Source organism: Pantoea sp. SGAir0183, from assembly GCF_043545505.1.
This window is the reverse complement of record NZ_CP028053.1, coordinates 811,732-829,506: the sequence shown is the minus strand read 5'-3', so window position 1 is coordinate 829,506 and position 17,775 is coordinate 811,732. Positions and strand designations below refer to the sequence as shown.

Here is a 17,775-nt window from a genome sequence, read left to right as displayed (position 1 = left end):
AGACACGTTAAACATGTCTATACGTATAAATAAATTTGTGCAACAGGCAATTGTCAGAACTGACGCCTGCTTTAGCAATAAAAGTCATTACTAATCAAATAACTGGTTTTGACTTTTTATCTACCCTGACGTGTGTGGAAGAGAATCAGGAAAAACAAACAGGTTGACCGCCTGAAAAAGGCAAAAAGCTGACTGTACATCTTGCAATGACAAGCAGCCTGCCTGCTGGCCCAACTTTTTTATCCAGGACACCGTATGGCAAATCTTACCCAATGGCTGAATGCTGAAAAAATTCAATACATTGAGCGCGTTTCCGACTGGAAAGAGGCGATTCAGGTCACCGGTAATCCTCTCTGCCGTGAAGGCGCTATTTCGCAGGATTACATTGACACCATCGTCCGGCTCAAAGAAGAGACCGGCCCCTACTTCGTGATCGCCCCCCGAATCGCGATGCCACATGCGCGTCCTGAACAGGGCGCGAAGAAACTGGGCTTGTCCGTCGTGAAACTGGCAACCCCTGTCAACTTTGATGCTGATGAAAACGATCCTGTCGACATCCTTTTTATGTTCTCGGCCCCTGACAGCAACAGCCATATCGAGATGATTTCGCAGCTGGCTGAAGTGCTGACAGACGAGGACATCATGCAACGCGTTTATCACGCACAAAGCCAGCAGGAACTGTGCACGGTTCTGCTGGCAGACGACCTTATCAGTTAACAATTTCAAATAAGAAGAGGTAGTTATGAAAATTATGGCAGTGTGTGGTTCAGGCCTGGGAAGCAGCTTCATGATGGAAATGAACATCAAAAAAGTGCTTAAAGCGATTGATATGACGGCGGAGGTCGAACATGCCGACCTCGGCTCGGTGACGCCGGACGTCGCAGATGTATTCGTGATGGCAAAAGACATTGCCTACAGCGCTAATCTGCCCCCGGAAAAAGTCATTATCATCAACAACATCATCGACCTGAAAGAAGTTGAGCAGAAAATTCGCGACTACTTCAATAAATAACACCGTTATCCCCTTTGATAAGAACACTTACCGCTGAGGTTATTATGTTTATACAAAACCTTTTACTGGTAGTTGTCGATGTGCTGAAAGTCCCTTCGATTCTGGTCGGGTTAGTCGCGATGTTCGGCCTGATCGCGCAGCGCAAGCCGTTGCCGGATGTGATAAAGGGAACGGTAAAAACGATTCTGGGCTTTTTAGTGCTGGCAGGCGGTGCCACCGTTCTGGTGGGCTCGCTGACGCCGCTCGGCGATATTTTTAAGCACGCATTCAACGTTCAGGGCATTATTCCTAATAACGAAGCGATGGTATCCATCGCGCTGGCGAAATACGGCGCGCCTACCACGCTGATTATGGCGTTCGGCATGGTGGCAAACATTACCGTCGCCCGCTTTACCCGCCTGAAATATATCTATCTCTCTGGCCACGTCACCTTCTATATGGCCTGTATGATTGCCATTATTCTGTCCGTTGCCGGTTTTGAAGGTGTGCAACTGATTTATACCGGTTCGCTGACGCTGGGCATGCTGATGGCCTTTTTCCCGGCCCTGGCTCAGCCCTATATGCGTAAAATTATCGGTCACGATCAGGTTGCGCTGGCTCATACCGGCACGGTGGGTTATGTCCTGTCAGGCTGGATAGGCTCTATAGTGGGCAAAGGTTCAAAGTCCACCGAAGAGATGAACATGCCCAAAAACCTGAGCTTTTTGCGCGACAGTACCATCTCCATCTCTCTGACCATGATGATCATCTATTTTATTTTGTCCGTCTCGGCGGGCAGAGAGTATGTTGAAAGTCAGTTCAGTCATGGTCAAAACTATCTGGTGTATTCGTTTGTGCAGGCCATTACCTTTGCTGCCGGGGTCTTTATTATCCTGCAGGGCGTGCGCTTAATTCTGGCGGAGATTGTACCGGCCTTTACGGGGTTTTCAGAGAAGCTGGTGCCCAGCGCGCGTCCTGCTCTGGACTGCCCTATCGTGTTTCCCTATGCGCCCAATGCCGTTCTGGTCGGCTTTATTTCCAGCTTTATCGGTGGACTCGTCGGGTTGTTTATCCTTGGGCAGTTGCACTGGGTGCTGATTTTGCCCGGCGTGGTGCCGCACTTTTTCTGCGGGGCGACGGCGGGCGTCTTTGGCAATGCGACGGGCGGCAAGCGGGGTGCAATGATTGGCGCCTTTGCACACGGTATTCTGATTACCTTCCTGCCGGTTGCGTTACTGCCTGTGCTGGGTGCGATTGGTCTGACGAATACCACATTCTCAGATACGGACTTTGGCGTGACAGGGATTCTGCTGGGTAATATGGCGAGGTTCCTCGATAAAGGCACCATTACCATGATTATTACGGGCATCTTTGCGCTGCTGGTGATCTATAACTATGTCGCCGGTAACAAGACCGTGACCAAAGAAGCTAACAGCGACTGAGACCTAAACGGGGCTGATGATTCAGCCCCTTCTTGACAGGGCAGGACATAAAACGGGTTAGTTAAATGATTTAACCAGCGTTTTACGGTCTTTTTCCAGCGAGATAACCCGGTTACAGACGTCTTTACCAAACTGCTGGAAGTCCGTTTCCTGATTATTCCATTCGCTCTGAATGGCGTTCTGCAGACCACCAAGGTTACCCATCAACCCCTGCAGCCCGCTGCCGCCACCGTTGGTCATGGCTTTCGTCCCCATCTCATTAATGCTGTCCTGCAGGATACCGCCCATCGCCTGATTCACCAGTTGCTGCCCATCGGCACGAACCTGATCGATCGCCTGATGATGGAAGGTCAGTCCGTCACTGCGATGTTCAATAATGCGGTTCATCTGGGTTTTTAACTGGGCATTCAGCGTGGCCAGTCGGCTGTGCAAGCGGCTTGATTCCCCTACCTGCTCAGTGATGATCTTATCCAGCGCCAGCCGACCTTTCTCCAGACGGGAGGTGGCACCGTTATCGATCCACGGCAGATCGCGACGTAACGCATTTTGGTAATTAATGGCCTGCTGACGACTGGCGGCGTTCATCGTGATTTTTTGCCCGTTGAACTGCACATCGCCCTGCGGCGAAATCACAAGATTGCCGTTTGCGCCAACAACCTGCACGTTTTGTGGGCTAATGACCACATCATCCTGTGGTTTAACGCTGCATTCCCAGGCCGCCTGGGCCTGCGTTGCCGCCAGCAAGAGGCCAGCGACCAGCACGTTACGAATCATACGTTCTCCCTGTCTGGGTGTGAAAGCGACATCGCTGGTAACTTAGTCCCACCAGACGTCAAAGAGTTCGGTCACCTTTACATCCAGTAACTGGCGATCTTCCAGCCATTTACGTACCAGCTCGCGATGTTCCTCGGTACATTTACCGGTTTGCTGCAGGCAGATTAGCCCTTCCCAGGCCATTGGGATCGATCGCTTCGTTAATAAACTGATTCAGCGTATCGTCGATAACCTCTTCAGAGGTGCCGTCCGGGAAGCGCCAGGCTACGGAAAAGCCCAGCTCCTGAAACTCATCAATATGCAATTTTTTACGTAAACGACGGCTGCGTTGTGTGGCCATTATTTCACCCTCTCAAACATTAAATCCCAAACGCCATGGCCCAAACGCTGCCCGCGCTGCTCAAATTTGGTCAGTGGACGCGTCTCAGGACGCGGCACATACGTATTGTCTTCAGACAGGTTTCGATAACCCGCGATGCTGCTCATCACCTCAAGCATATGCCCGGCATAGGCTTCCCAGTCGGTCGCCATATGGAACACACCGCCCAGTTTCAGTTTACGCATCACAAGCTCGGCAAACGGCACCTGCACGATACGGCGTTTGTTGTGACGGGCTTTATGCCACGGATCGGGAAAGAACAGCTGAACCATGCGCAGTGAATTATCCGGGATCATTTTCTCCAGCACTTCCACCGCATCATGACACATCACCCGCAGATTGCTGACATTGGCCTCTTTCGCCGACGCCAGGCAGGCTCCCACGCCGGGCGCATGCACTTCGATGCCAAGGAAGTTTTGATGCGGATTATTTTGCGCCATGGTGACCAGCGACGCGCCCATACCAAAGCCGATCTCCAGCGTGACAGGCGCATCGCGCCCAAACAGCGCGGGCAAATCAATGGGCTCTGGCTGATATTCAACACCCATTTCCGGCCAGTAGTTGTCCAGCGCCTGCTGCTGGCCTTTGGTTAAGCGGCCCTGGCGGCGCACAAAACTACGAATCCGACGCAACGGGCGTCCATTTTCATCATATTCTGGGGTGATGACGTCATTAATCATGTTGAAGCCTGCTGGTTAGCCTGTTCAGGGAAACGGGCATTATGCAAAGTTCAAAAGCAGAAGCAAGCCTTTGCCACTTTCCGCGCGCACCCGGCGTGTTTTGACATGCGTTTTCCTGCCTGAGTGTAGAGTAATGCAAGAAAATTGCCTGGGAGGCTGCTGGCCGGAAACAGAATTATAACGTCATGGTCTGCCGCCGTTGCTGACTGAGCTTGCGGTACTGTTGTGGCGACATGCCGACATACCTGGCAAAGGTGCTGTAAAAGCGACTACTGGAACGGAAGCCGGCCGTCAGCGCCACATCCAGCACGGTAATATCGGTATCGCTCAGCAGCGCCCGGACATGGTTAATGCGCATCGCGGTAATGTACTGTTTTAGCGTAAGCTGCATGACGCGTTGAAAGATGCCCATGGCATAGTTTGCATTAAGCTTGACGTGCTCTGCGACGTCATTGATTGTCAGAGCCTGGTCATAATTGTCGGCAATATAGCTCAGCATCTGGCTGACATAAAACTGCGCATGGCGCGACACGCTGTTTTTGTGTGTCCGCGACGTTTTGTTCACCAGCACAGGCTGCCACCCTGACAGACTAAAGCGTTTAAGCATCAGGCCAATTTCATCCACAGCAAGCTGGCGAATCTGTTCATCCGGGCTGTTCAGTTCCTGCTGCCAGCGCTGCACTTCAAAGGCGCTGAGCTGCTGTTTTGCCACAGACTTAATCACCATGCCATGTGTGACATGATTGATGAGTTCCCGGTCGAGCGGCCATGACAGAAACAGATGCATCGGCAGATTAAGGATAGCCATGTTCTGGCAGTTACCGGGCCGGGTAAGCTGGTGCGGTGTACAGGCCCAAAACAGCGTGATATAGCCCTGCTTAATCTGTACGACTTCATTATTGATTAAATATTCCACGTCCCCGTCGAACGGCACATTGACCTCAACCTGCCCATGCCAGTGACAGCTGCTCATCGCCAGCGGCCGACGCAGTTCGATATCCATACGTTGATATTCGGAATAGAGCGACAGCGGGCTGCGGGTTTGCTTTTCGTCACTGCTGCACATATGCGGATCGGGCGGCAGCGTAGCAACGGGCTGTAATGTCGTCATGATTCTCTCCTGAATTATCAGAACCCCGCCCAGCGTGCCCGCGGAGACGGCCAAAAACAGCAGTGGATTCCCTATACTAAGCGCTCTTTCAGACCAGATACTCTTCTTTTTACGTTAATTTATCCCAAAAACTCAGATCTGTTCGTTGCCAGCATCTGATCTGAGTTTTTGGGAATGCTCATCCGATAAGACGGAAGTTTTCGCCCGCACAGCGTGCCACCATGAGATTATCCCACCCTGTCATGGAGCGTTCTGATGTCTGCACCCAAAATTACCTTTATTGGCGCGGGTTCCACTATCTTCGTCAAGAATATCCTTGGCGATGTTTTCCATCGCGATGCGCTAAAATCGGCCCATATTGCCCTGATGGATATTGATGCAACCCGGCTTGAAGAATCCTATACCGTCGTCAGTAAACTTATGGATTCCGCAGGCGCGGCTGGCCAGATTACCTGCCACAGCGAGCAGAAAGCGGCCTTAGCGGATGCGGATTTTGTCGTGGTCGCCTTTCAGATAGGCGGCTATCAGCCCTGTACCGTCACCGATTTTGAGGTCTGTAAACGCTATGGTCTGGAGCAGACCATAGCCGATACGCTGGGCCCCGGCGGCATTATGCGCGCCCTGCGCACCATCCCGCACCTGTGGCAGATTTGCGAAGACATGACGGAAGTCTGCCCGCATGCCACCCTGCTTAATTACGTCAACCCCATGGCGATGAACACCTGGGCAATGTATGCGCGCTATCCCCATATCAAACAGGTTGGGCTGTGCCACTCGGTACAGGGAACGGCGGAGGAACTGGCCAACGATCTGAATTTAAATCCTGCCGATCTGCGTTACCGCTGCGCCGGGATTAATCATATGGCGTTTTATCTGACGCTGGAGCGTAAAACCGCTGACGGCAGTTACGTTGATCTCTATCCTGACCTGCTGGCGGCCTGGAACGCTGGCCAGGTGCCGAAGCCCAACCTGCACGGCAATACGCGCTGTCCCAACATTGTGCGCTATGAAATGTTCAAAAAGCTGGGCCATTTCGTCACCGAATCCTCAGAGCACTTCGCAGAATATACGCCGTGGTTTATCAAACCAGGCCGCGGAGATCTTATTGAACGGTATCAGATTCCGCTGGATGAATATCCCAAACGTTGTGAAGAACAACTGGCGGAATGGCGGGCAGAACTGGCACGTTACCGTCGCGCCGAACGTATTGAAAGCAAACCCTCGCGTGAATACGCCAGCACGATTATGAACGCTATCTGGACCGGCGAACCGGCGGTCATTTATGGCAATGTGCGTAATGATAGTCTGATTGATAATCTGCCGCAGGGATGCTGCGTGGAAGTCGCTTGTCTGGTCGATGCCAATGGGATTCAGCCCACCAAAGTCGGCACGATTCCGTCACATCTGGCCGCCATGATGCAAACCAATATCAATGTGCAGACGCTGCTGACCGAAGCCATTCTGACTGAAAACCGCGATCGGGTTTATCACGCCGCCATGCTGGATCCGCATACGGCAGCGGTATTAAGCCTTGATGAGATCTATGCACTGGTGGACGAACTCATCACTGAGCACGGCAGTTGGTTGCCCGCCTGGCTTCATCGTTAATTCTTTGTCGCCGGATGCTATGGTCCGGTCGCGATTCTACGTCATAACAGTGAGCGGGCGCTGGCAACAGCGACCCGGCAACCGATGAGCATTTCGATAACGACAAAACTCAGTTACGGATGTGGTGCGTTTGGAAAAGACTTCGCGATTGGCATTGTTTACCTCTACCTGATGTATTACTACACCGACGTGGTGGGCTTATCGGTTGGCATGGTCGGCACGTTGTTTTTAGTCGCCCGGATCTGGGATGCGATTAACGATCCCATTATGGGATGGATCGTTACCATTACACGTTCTCGCTGGGGGAAATTTAAACCCTGGATTTTAACTGGCACGCTGACAAACTCGCTGGTGCTGTTCGCGTTATTCAGCGCTCACCTGTTTGAAGGGACGACACAGCTGGTTTTTGTCTGGGTCACCTACATTCTGTGGGGAATGACCTATACCATAATGGATATTCCGTTCTGGTCACTGGTACCGACTATTACGCTGGACAAACGTGAGCGCGAAGAGCTGGTGCCCTGGCCACGCTTTTTTGCCAGCCTCGCCTCCTTTGTCACGGCCGGCATTGCGCTACCGTTTGTCAGTTATATCGGGGGCGACGATCGCGGCTTTGGCTTTCAGATGTTTACCCTGCTCCTGATCGTGTTTTTCATCGCGGCAACCCTCATCACGCTGCGTAATGTTCATGAGGTTTATTCATCAGACGGCGCGCAGACCCAGGACGGCGGTCGGATGGGACTGAGCGCGATCGTCGGCCTTATCTACCGCAACGATCAGCTTGCCTGCCTGCTCGGTATGGCGCTGGCCTATAACATTGCGGCGAATATCATTACCGGTTTTGCGATTTACTATTTTACCTATGTGATCGGCGATGCCAGTCTCTTCCCTTACTACCTCTCCTATGCTGGCGCGGCGAACCTGGCAACACTGGTTCTGTTCCCCAAATTAGTGAATCTGCTGTCACGCCGGATACTATGGGCGGCGGCGTCTGCCCTGCCGATTCTGAGCGGCGGTGTGCTGTTCGCTATGGCATTAGCAGGCAGTCACGCGACATCCTTAATCGTTATTGCCGGGATTTTATTAAATACCGGAACGGCGCTTTTCTGGGTGCTTCAGGTAATTATGGTGGCGGATACCGTAGATTACGGCGAATACAAACTGCATGTGCGCTGTGAAAGCATTGCCTATTCGGTGCAAACCATGGTCGTTAAAGGCGGCTCTGCGCTGGCGGCTTTCTTTATCGCTGTCGTGCTGGGCATGATTGGCTATCTGCCCAACGTCAACCAGTCGCAGGAAACCCTTGCTGGCATGCAGTTTATTATGATCGTGCTGCCCGCTGTCTTTTTTGCCCTGACGCTGCTGCTCTATTTCCGTTTCTATACACTGAACGGCGACATGCTACGGAAAATTCACATCCGCCTGCTGGATAAATACCGTAAGCCACCGGAAAAGGAAGCGGTGCCGATCGCAGCAACCAAAGAGATAAAAATTTAAACGCGAAGCCCCGACCTGGGGCTTCTGTTTTAAGTCTGACTTCCGGCTATGCCCGAAAACGAGAAACAACCCGTGTTTTATCAGCAACATTTCCATCGCCTTCTTGTGTGTAACCGGCCTTATCTGACAACCGGGCGTTAGTGGCCACCAGAAAGAAACAGGCCTTTGCAATCTTCAGGTTTACTCTCAGTGGCGCTTATGCTGGAATTCCCGCCTGAATGTCGCGTAATCACGGAAATATCCCCTTTATGATGCAAGCCCCGCAGTTCGCGCAACAGGTGCTGGACTGGTATCAACGCTTTGGCCGCAAAACCCTGCCGTGGCAGTTAGAGAAAACACCTTATAAGGTGTGGCTGTCTGAAGTGATGTTACAGCAAACCCAGGTCGCCACCGTTATCCCCTATTTTGAGCGCTTTATGGCGCGGTTTCCGACCGTCAGCGATCTGGCCGCCGCGCCCCTAGACGAAGTGCTGCATCTCTGGACCGGTCTGGGTTACTACGCGCGTGCGCGTAACCTGCACAAAGCCGCCAAACAGGTGGTTGAGGTGCACGGCGGCGAATTCCCGCGCAACTACGATGACATCGCCGCGCTGCCCGGCGTAGGCCGCTCGACAGCGGGTGCGATCTTATCGCTATCGCTGGGCCTGCACTTCCCGATTCTGGACGGTAACGTGAAACGGGTTTTGGCTCGCTGTTACGCAGTGGCTGGCTGGCCGGGCAGGAAAGATGTTGAAAAACGGCTGTGGCAAATTAGTGAAGACGTGACGCCAGCCGAGGGCGTCAGTCAGTTTAACCAGGCTATGATGGATCTGGGCGCCATGGTTTGCACCCGCTCGCGCCCGAAATGTGAAATCTGCCCGCTGAGCGATGGTTGCGAAGCCCGCGCGACGAACAGTTGGGCAAACTATCCGGGCAAAAAACCTAAGCAGACGTTGCCTGAACGCAGCGGCTGGTTTTTGATGATGCAAAACGGCGACAATGTCTGGCTTGAACAGCGTCCGCCGGTGGGTTTATGGGGCGGTTTATTCTGCTTCCCGCAGTTCACCAGCGAAGACGATCTGAACGCCTGGCTGTCGACGCGCGGCATCCATGCCAAACCGCAGCAGCTTACGGCATTTCGTCACACCTTCAGCCATTTTCATCTGGATATCGTTCCCATGTGGCTGTCATGGCCTTCTGCCGGGGCATTAATGGATGAAGCTGGCGGTCTCTGGTATAACTTAACGCTGCCGCCATCTGTGGGATTAGCCGCACCTGTAGAGCGTCTTTTACACGAACTGCGCCATCCCCAGCCGTTGCCTGTGGGCGACGGTGAGATTAATGAGGAAGAGTAATGAGCCGCACCATTTTTTGTACTTTTTTACAACGCGACGCTGAAGGGCAGGATTTTCAGCTCTACCCTGGCGATCTGGGAAAACGCATTTACAATGAAATCTCGAAAGAAGCCTGGCAGCAATGGATGGCTAAGCAGACGATGCTGATCAACGAGAAAAAACTCAATATGATGAATCCCGACGATCGCAAAGTGCTGGAAAAGGAAATGATCAATTTCCTGTTCGAAGGTAAAGACGTTCATATTGAAGGCTACACGCCACCCGAAGCATAACTTTATTGGCCTCCGTGTTGAGGCCGTTTTCCAGGTCAGGCACGTATTTTAGATGAATAAAAAGCTGATAGCCCTGCTGGTGATTGCCCCCCTTTTGGTGTCCTGCTCCGGTAAAAAACATCCGGAATATTCAGAGGAATGGGTCAAAGATACCAACGGATTTGACATTCTGATGGGGCAATTCGCCCATAACATTGAGAACATCTGGGGTATCAATGAGGTCCTGATCGCCGGACCGAAAGACTACGTTAAATACACCGACAATTATTACACCCGCAGCCACATCAACTTTGAAAGCGGGAACATCACCATTGAGACCATTTCCGGTACCGATCCTGCCGCCAGTCTGCGTCAGGCGATCGTGACTACGTTACTGATCGGCGACGATCCGGGAAATGTCGATCTCTACTCTGATGCTAACGACATTCAGATCAGTAAAGAGCCGTTGTTGTACGGACAGGTGCTGGATAACACCGGTCAGGCGATTCGCTGGCAGGGACGTGCTCAGGCCTTTGCTGACTACTTGATTGCCAATAAACTGCAACGCCGTACGTCCGGCCTGCATGTAATCTACTCGGTCACGATTCCGATGGTGCCAAACCATCTGGATAAGCGTGCGCATAAATATCTGCCTATGGTGCGTAAAGCCGCCGAAGAGTACGGTGTAGATGCGTCTCTGATTCTGGCTATTATGCAGACCGAATCCAGCTTTAACCCCTACGCAGTCAGCCATTCTGATGCGCTCGGCCTGATGCAGGTAGTGCAGCATACCGCCGGTGTGGATGTATTCCGCATGAAGGGCAAATGGGGCAAACCGAGCCGCAGCTATCTGCTGGATCCCGAGAACAACATCGATGCCGGTACTGCCTATCTGTCGTTGCTGCAGAGCAACTATCTGGCCGGTATTCAGGATCCGGTTTCACGCCGCTATGCGGTTATCACCGCCTATAACGGCGGCGCCGGTAGTGTACTGCGCGTGTTCTCCAGCGATAAAGATCGTGCCTTTACCATTATTAACAGTATGTCGCCGGGTCAGGTTTATCAGACGCTGTCGAAGCAGCATCCGTCGGCGGAATCGCGGCGGTATTTGTATAAGGTGAGTTCGGCGCAGCGGAGTTATCACAGGTATTGATTTGGCGGGGCTGCTGCCTACGTGGTGACAGGCGCTGCGGGTTGCTCTGAGCGGATTCCGCCCGCCAGGCGACCGGGAGTTTCAGCCTGCCCGTGCAGGCGGACGTGTTAAGGGGCTCGCGCCAGCCCCTTAACAATCCCGGCGGCCGTCAGCCGTCGCTGTTCCTTCGTCTCTCACTCCGGCCTCACGGGCCGTCCGGATGCGCCCTCCCTGGCGCAGCCGTCCTCGTCGCGGCATCCCTGCCGCGCCGCCCTGGCCTCCGTTCTCTCCTCAGCGCGCCGGATGCCGGCAGAACCCCCCCCCGCCTGCCAGTCCTGGTTTCTTTTAAAAGCAGGTGTTGTCTGTTTGAATGTGTTCAGTGAGGCTTAAAAAGAGCAGACTTGATAAACGGGGAGTGCTTCAGAACCCACAAGAGCAGGTTTTGCGATTACTTACAGCGGCACCGGAAGTGGCTTTAACACAGAGATAGTGAAGCGGGGGTTTGGGGCGGCCTTCCTACCCGCTGAGCGGATGAGGGATTTCCGGATGAGCCGACAGGACGTCGGCGAGAGCCGGGCCGCGCCACGGATGGCGCGTCCTGGCGGTCCGCAGAAATCCTGAAGCAGCGAAGGCACCGCGCAGCGGCGGGTGGGCAGGACGGGAGCCCGGGGTCAAGGGGCCGCGGCGGCTGGCGGCCCCTTGTCGGTCGCCCGCACCGGGCAGACTGAAACTCCAGGCCGCCTGGCGAGCGAAACCCTCTCAGCGTTTCATAAGCTGTCAGCGACTCAAACCTTCTCAAAGCCTAGTCGCGCAAGCATCACTGCAACTCATTATCCGTATCCAAAGCAATAAAAATGCCTGAACAGGCGCAAATGTTAAAGCGGTAGCCTGGGGCGGCCTTCCCACCCGCTGAGCGGATGAGGGATTTCCGGATGAGCCGACAGGACGTCGGCGAGAGCCGGGCCGCGCCACGGATGGCGCGTCCTGGCGGTCCGCAGAAATCCTGAAGCAGCGAAGGCACCGCGAAGCGGCGGGCGGGCAGGACGGGAGCACGGGGTCAAGGGGCCGCGGCGGCTGGCGGCCCCTTGTCGGTCGCCCGCACCGGGCAGACTGAAACTCCAGGCCGCCTGGCGGGCGAAACCCTCTCAGCGTTTCATAAGCTGCCAGCGACTCAAACCTTCTCAGGGCCAGCCATGGCCCCTGATTCCAGCCAGGCTGTGCAAACAGCCACCCAGCACTTACCCCTGCATCATGTTCGCCACCAGGTACTTACGTCCCTCGGCATCTTCCTCGGTGTAAACGCCCTGTAGCTCGGGTGAAAAACCCGGAAGCTGGTTGATGCCTGCTTCCAGCGCAAGAAAATAACGCTGTACCGCCCCACCCCAGGCTTCACCGGGAACGACACAGAGTACGCCAGGCGGGTAAGGCAGCGCGCCTTCCGCGGCGATGCGCCCTTCTGCTGACGCAATCGGCACCAGCTCCACATCACCGCGAATATAAGCCTGATGTGCGTCCTGTGGATTCACTTTGACCTGAGGTAAGCCCTGCTCACGGAACATGAGACGTTGCAGATCTTTCACATTGAAGCTCACGTACAGGTCATGCATCTCCTGGCACAGGCGGCGCAACGTGTAACCGGCGTAGCGTTTGGCGTTCTTACGGTAAAGCGTGGGCAGGACTTCAGCCAGCAACGTGTCGTCTTTTACATGCTGCTCAAACTGCGCCAGCATGGCGACCAGGTTGGCCATTTTCTCCGGGCTTTCCGCTGGCGTAAGCAGAAACAGGATGGAGTTAAGGTCACATTTTTCCGGCACGATGCCGTTTTCACGCAGGTAGTTGGCGAGGATCGTCGCCGGAATCCCAAAGTCAGCATATTCGCCGCTTGCCGCGTCAATGCCCGGCGTGGTCAGCAGCAGTTTGCAGGGATCGACGCGGTACTGATCGCGATCGTATCCTGCAAAACCGTGCCATTTGGCGTTGGGTTCGAAGCTGAAATAGTGCAGATTCCGCGCGATCTCCTCTGTGGGCGCATCCTGCCAGCGTTTGCCGTTCACCGTTTCAGGAACAAAAGGCAGGATCATATCGCAGCGCTCAAAGATTGCCTTGCGCGCCTCAATGCCCAGCATGACGCACTCGTCCCACATGCGACGTCCCGCCTCGCCCTGGTGCATTTTGGCGTTAATATCCAGTGCGGCAAACAGCGGATAAAACGGGCTGGTAGAGGCGTGCAGCATAAAGGCGTTATTCAATCGCTTATGCGGGCAGAAACGCTTCTGACCGCGGATATGGTTGTCTTTTTTATGAATCTGCGAGGTCTGTGAAAAGCCCGCAAGCTGCTTGTGTACCGACTGCGTCACGAAAATGCCGGGATCGTTTTCGTTTAACGACAGCGTCAGCGGTGAGCAGCCTTCCATCAGCGGAATAAACTGTTCGTAGCCCAGCCAGGCGGAGTCAAACAGGATGTAGTCACACAGATGACCTATGCGATCCACCACCTGACGCGCGTTGTACACCGTGCCGTCATAGGTGCCTAACTGGATAATCGCCAGGCGGAAAGGACGTGCTTCCTGTGCACGCTCAGGGGCCACGTTGGCGATCTGAGCACGCAGATAATCCTCATCAAAACAGTGCGCGTCAATGCCGCCAATGAAGCCAAACGGATTACGGGCCGCTTCGAGATAAACGGGCGTTGCGCCAGCCTGAATCAGCGCCCCATGGTGGTTGGACTTGTGGTTGTTGCGGTCAAACAGCACTAAATCGCCGCGCGTCAGCAAGGCATTCGTGACCACTTTGTTGGCGCTTGAGGTGCCGTTCAACACAAAGTAGGTTTTATCGGCATTAAAAACTTTGGCAGCAAACTTCTGTGCATGCTTGGCCGATCCCTCATGGATCAGCAGATCGCCCAGCTTAACGTCAGCGTTACACATGTCTGAGCGAAAAACGTTTTCGCCATAAAAATCATAAAATTGCTTACCTGCCGGATGCTTTTTAAAAAAGGCACCGCCCTGATGACCGGGGCAGGCAAATGTACTGTTTTGCATATCGACATAGCGGGTCAGCGTTTCAAAGAACGGGGGCAGCAACTCAGCTTCATACGCCTGCGCCGCCGTTTCCAGTGCCGCCCAGTCCTGCGGTTCACCGTTCAACTCACCCGTCACGCCGGGCAGATGCATGACCTCTTCTTCGAAGGCATTGGCAACAAACACCGGTAAGTTAAAACCGGTATGCCGCAATAAGGCCAGCACGCCACTGCGTGTATCCGCAAGCGAGACGACCACAGCCGCCACATCGGTAAAATCAGTATTATCCAGCGTGACCACGTCGCGCGCAGTATTCAGGGACAGACTTGGCGCAACGGCAGCGCTGGCAGCAATTTTAAGTGGTGTCATAACACAAATCCCTAACAGTCAGGGAGTGGGTGCCTGAGGCACGGCAATAGGGAAATTTCCCCGGCGAATGATATCTGACGGGTCAAACCGATAGACATCAGTAAAGAGTAGTCCTTACTCATGTCCAACAGCAACGACCAGGCTGGCGTCACCGCATAGTGACGGAAATTTGTGTAACCGGTATGACGGCGGAAAACAGGTCACGCGCCAGGTCTGGCGAGTGGGAACAAGTGCAAAAACGCATTGATCCGGACATGGTAGCGTCCTCTGTCTGGGATGGCGGCGGGGAAAAATGTGGCGGCAATAATGTCATTTTTTACTGACAGGGACAACCCGACAACGTTAAATATCAGGTCAATAACTTTAAAATAAAAAACAATACATATCATTCAGTTGCAATATCTTTAAGCGACTAAACCTCTGTAATCAATGCAAAATTATGCCATGTCCGGACATTGCCGCCCCGCCACCGGGATGTTTAATAATGCCTCAGAGCGGGGTACTTGTCGGGCCAGTACCTGGCCCTCTCAGGCTGTCGGGCGTAAACTTGCCTGATGATTCTTACGCCTGACGGAGGCTGTATGTTTAAGGCACTGGTCATTGAAAATGACGAACAAGGTTACCGTACCGAGTTAAAAGAACTCTCCGAAACACAATTGCCTCACCAGGATGTCACGCTCGACGTGCACTATTCCACCCTGAACTACAAAGATGCGCTGGCCATCTGTAATAAAGGCCCGATTGTCCGTGAATTTCCCATGGTGCCGGGGATTGATTTCGTCGGTCGCGTAGTCGCCAGCCAGCATCCCGACTGGAAGCAGGACGACACCGCTATTTTGACCGGCTGGGGCGTGGGAGAAAAACACTGGGGCGGCCTGGCGCAAAAAGCCTGTGTCGCAGGCGACTGGTTAGTGCCCGTGCCAGACGGCTTATCGCCACTGAATACGATGGCCATTGGCACCGCCGGTTTTACCGCCATGCTGTGCGTGCTGGCTTTAGAAAAACAGGGCGTTACGCCCGATCGCGGCCCCGTGCTGGTCACCGGTGCCAGCGGTGGCGTGGGCAGCTTTAGCGTCAGCCTGCTGGCAAAACTCGGCTACGAGGTGATCGCCTCCAGCGGCCGCGCCAGCGATGAAAACTGGCTGATCAACACGCTGGGCGCGAAAAGGATCATGGATCGCGCTGAACTGTCTCAGCCGGGCAAACCTTTGGGCAAAGAGCGCTGGGCCGCGGCTGTCGACAGCGTGGGCAGCCATACGCTGAGTAACGTTCTGGCGGGTACGCAGCGCGATGGCGTTGTCGCCGCCTGTGGCATGGCTCAGGGGCTGGATCTGCCCACCAGCGTCGCGCCTTTTATTTTACGCGGCGTGACGTTGGCGGGCGTGGACAGCGTGATGTGCCCTAAACCGCTTCGCCAGCAGGCCTGGCAACGGCTCGGACAGTTGATGAATGATGCGCAACTGTCTCAGATGATCACGGTCATCCCACTGAGCGAAGCCAGTCAGGGCGCGCGGGATCTGCTTGAAGGCAAGGTTCGCGGCCGCCTGGTGGTGGACTGCCGCTAACGGTCTTTATGGGGCGGCGCATTCTGCTGCATTAGTAACGCGCTTAGCCCCTGCAGTGCCCAGCTCGCGCCCTGCTCCATGACGGCTTTGGGGTCGCCAGAAAAGTGCTGACAACGGGCCACGACTTTGCCATCAGGCAATGTCCATCCTACCCAGATAGTGCCTGCAGGCGTACCATCTTCGCCGCCGTCCGGTCCGGCATAGCCGCTTATCGCCAGACTCACCGGTTCGCCGGACCGTTCACGCGCCCCCAGCGCCATTTCACACACGGTTTCTCTGCTGACTGCAGTGTGATTTTCCAGCGTTTGCGGGTTAACGCCAAGCAGACGCACTTTGGCGCTTTCGCTGTAGGTGACGAAGCCGCTGGTAAAAAAATCACCGCTGTTTTCGACCGCCGCCAGCGTAATACTGATCAATCCCGCCGTGCAGGACTCTGCGGTTGCCAGACGCAAACCAGAGGATAAAAGCTGCTGACCCAGTTGTTCAGCAGCCTGACTGAGTTTCATGGTCATGAGTTTTCCTTTGTTTTCTGTCACAGGTAAAGTATGGCTGAAACTCAGTAATCTGATGCGGCTAATCTGATGTTTTATCAGCGTAAACGGGAAAATGGCTTGTGCCGTTTCGGCTAACACGTCGCCCATCGTTCTCTGCCGTTTCGGCTGGCAACGCGAACCGGTTTGTCCCGGTCAGCCTGTAGATGTTTCATGTAGCCTGTCTGCCATTGCGTAACATCGCTGACAGCCCTTATTCAGGAAAAGGAGAAAAGAATATGCAAAAACCTGTCGTTGTGATCTACTACTGTACTCAGTGTAACTGGCTGCTGCGCTCAGCCTGGATGGCACAGGAATTGCTGCACACTTTTGCTCAGGACCTGGCCAGCGTCACGCTTCGCCCCGGCAGCGGCGGCATATTTGAAGTCACGGTAGATGACCATCTGGTGTGGGAACGTAAACGTGACGGCGGCTTTCCCGATGCTCAGGTGCTCAAGCAGCGTGTCAGAGATATCTGCTTTCCGGAACGTTCACTGGGACACATCGACAAAAACAAAACTGACGGAAGCTGACGGGCACGATCCGGCGTTAACTGCGGCTGATTTGCTCAGCGGCTGCGTTCAGCGCAGCCACAATCTTATGCCGTGTTTCGTCCGTGATGTCCTGCTGTGCCAGACGGCCATTTAAAGCGTTTTTAAACTGAAAGATGGCCTGTTCTATGTCGGGAATACTGCGGTTGTTGACTAATACAGCCAGCGAGGAAAGGCGCGTAATCAAACGCGACAATCGCTGGGCTTCGGCCTCTAACATCGCCTGACCCGTTGCGGTCACTACATAAGCCTTTCTCGCCGCCTGAGGATCGACAATCTGAATGGCCTCCATTTCCTCAAGCAAGGTCAGGTTGGGATAAATGATACCCGGGCTGGGGGAATATTCCCCTTTCGACAGTTCTTCAACGCATTTAATCAGCTCGTAACCGTGCGAAGCGCGCTGAGCGATAAAGTGCAGCATCAACAGGCGCATTTCACCCGCATCAAGCATCTTTTCCCGGCGCTTCCGCCGCGCTGCGCAAGGCCGCGCAGACTGGCGGCGGTTATCCTGTTCTGAATGGGCCGAATCCATCTGTCGCCT

At 54.2% G+C, this 17,775-nt stretch carries 16 protein-coding genes and 1 pseudogene; 10 read left to right on the top strand and 7 right to left on the bottom strand.

Features of this window, described 5'->3' with window-relative positions:
• The first annotated feature begins 255 nt into the window (after positions 1-255).
• Genes C1N59_RS04030 through C1N59_RS04020 form a run of 3 tightly spaced genes read left to right on the top strand, consistent with a single transcriptional unit; the run spans position 256 to position 2,433 of the window.
• On the top strand, positions 256-717 hold the full coding sequence (locus tag C1N59_RS04030) for a PTS sugar transporter subunit IIA (RefSeq protein WP_054633250.1): 462 nt from the start codon (positions 256-258) through the stop codon (positions 715-717).
• A 25-nt stretch (positions 718-742) separates the two neighbouring features.
• Complete coding sequence (locus C1N59_RS04025) at positions 743-1,012, top strand: PTS sugar transporter subunit IIB (protein ID WP_006120860.1); 270 nt, start codon at positions 743-745, stop codon at positions 1,010-1,012.
• 44 nt (positions 1,013-1,056) lie between these two features.
• Positions 1,057-2,433, top strand: coding sequence for a PTS ascorbate transporter subunit IIC (locus C1N59_RS04020; RefSeq protein WP_033739662.1), 1,377 nt, complete (start codon positions 1,057-1,059; stop codon positions 2,431-2,433).
• A gap of 57 nt (positions 2,434-2,490) precedes the next feature.
• On the opposite strand, the gene C1N59_RS04015 is transcribed toward C1N59_RS04020, so the two are convergent.
• The 4 genes and pseudogenes from C1N59_RS04015 to melR form a co-directional block, all read right to left on the bottom strand.
• Entirely contained in the window at positions 2,491-3,207 is a 717-nt protein-coding gene (locus C1N59_RS04015) for a YggN family protein (protein WP_006120862.1), read from the bottom strand.
• Positions 3,208-3,249: 42 nt separating this feature from the next.
• Positions 3,250-3,547 (bottom strand): annotated as a pseudogene (locus C1N59_RS04010) (YggL family protein).
• Positions 3,547-4,266, bottom strand: coding sequence for a tRNA (guanosine(46)-N7)-methyltransferase TrmB (trmB, locus tag C1N59_RS04005; RefSeq protein WP_033739664.1), 720 nt, complete (start codon positions 4,264-4,266; stop codon positions 3,547-3,549). The pseudogene C1N59_RS04010 and the gene trmB overlap by 1 nt, the downstream one beginning before the upstream one ends.
• Before the next feature lie 175 nt (positions 4,267-4,441).
• Positions 4,442-5,377 (bottom strand): transcriptional regulator MelR, encoded by a 936-nt coding sequence (melR, locus tag C1N59_RS04000; protein WP_006120865.1) that lies wholly within the window; start codon positions 5,375-5,377, stop codon positions 4,442-4,444.
• A 252-nt stretch (positions 5,378-5,629) separates the two neighbouring features.
• Between melR and C1N59_RS03995 the strand changes: the two genes are divergently transcribed.
• The 5 genes from C1N59_RS03995 to mltC all read left to right on the top strand — a co-directional run bounded on the left by C1N59_RS03995 (position 5,630) and on the right by mltC (position 11,220).
• A complete protein-coding gene (locus tag C1N59_RS03995; protein ID WP_155489634.1) occupies positions 5,630-6,985 on the top strand; it encodes an alpha-glucosidase/alpha-galactosidase in 1,356 nt (451 codons plus the stop codon).
• Between the two features lie 84 nt (positions 6,986-7,069).
• Positions 7,070-8,482, top strand: coding sequence for a melibiose:sodium transporter MelB (gene melB / locus C1N59_RS03990; protein ID WP_054633198.1), 1,413 nt, complete (start codon positions 7,070-7,072; stop codon positions 8,480-8,482).
• 248 nt (positions 8,483-8,730) lie between these two features.
• The gene (gene mutY / locus C1N59_RS03985; protein ID WP_054633249.1) at positions 8,731-9,816 is read left to right on the top strand and encodes an A/G-specific adenine glycosylase; all 1,086 of its coding nucleotides are present in this window, start codon (positions 8,731-8,733) and stop codon (positions 9,814-9,816) included.
• Complete coding sequence (locus C1N59_RS03980) at positions 9,816-10,088, top strand: oxidative damage protection protein (RefSeq protein ID WP_006120869.1); 273 nt, start codon at positions 9,816-9,818, stop codon at positions 10,086-10,088. Before mutY ends, C1N59_RS03980 begins: the two co-directional genes overlap by 1 nt.
• A gap of 52 nt (positions 10,089-10,140) precedes the next feature.
• Entirely contained in the window at positions 10,141-11,220 is a 1,080-nt protein-coding gene (gene mltC, locus C1N59_RS03975; RefSeq protein ID WP_033739669.1) for a membrane-bound lytic murein transglycosylase MltC, read from the top strand.
• Between the two features lie 1,217 nt (positions 11,221-12,437).
• Here the strand turns inward: mltC and C1N59_RS03970 are convergent.
• Complete coding sequence (locus C1N59_RS03970; protein ID WP_054633185.1) at positions 12,438-14,588, bottom strand: ornithine decarboxylase; 2,151 nt, start codon at positions 14,586-14,588, stop codon at positions 12,438-12,440.
• 581 nt (positions 14,589-15,169) lie between these two features.
• Here C1N59_RS03970 and C1N59_RS03965 point away from each other — a divergent pair.
• A complete protein-coding gene (locus C1N59_RS03965; RefSeq protein WP_054633184.1) occupies positions 15,170-16,153 on the top strand; it encodes an acrylyl-CoA reductase (NADPH) in 984 nt (327 codons plus the stop codon).
• Here C1N59_RS03965 and C1N59_RS03960 read toward each other — a convergent pair.
• Positions 16,150-16,665, bottom strand: a complete 516-nt coding sequence (locus C1N59_RS03960) for a CinA family protein (protein ID WP_054633197.1) — start codon at positions 16,663-16,665, stop codon at positions 16,150-16,152. The two genes, C1N59_RS03965 and C1N59_RS03960, sit on opposite strands and share 4 nt — an antisense overlap.
• 257 nt (positions 16,666-16,922) lie before the next feature.
• On the opposite strand from C1N59_RS03960, the gene C1N59_RS03955 reads away from it, so the two are divergent.
• Positions 16,923-17,216, top strand: coding sequence for a SelT/SelW/SelH family protein (locus C1N59_RS03955; protein WP_394550353.1), 294 nt, complete (start codon positions 16,923-16,925; stop codon positions 17,214-17,216).
• Positions 17,217-17,232: 16 nt separating this feature from the next.
• On the opposite strand, the gene C1N59_RS03950 is transcribed toward C1N59_RS03955, so the two are convergent.
• A complete protein-coding gene (locus C1N59_RS03950) occupies positions 17,233-17,766 on the bottom strand; it encodes a PadR family transcriptional regulator (protein WP_394550352.1) in 534 nt (177 codons plus the stop codon).
• Positions 17,767-17,775 lie beyond the last annotated feature (9 nt).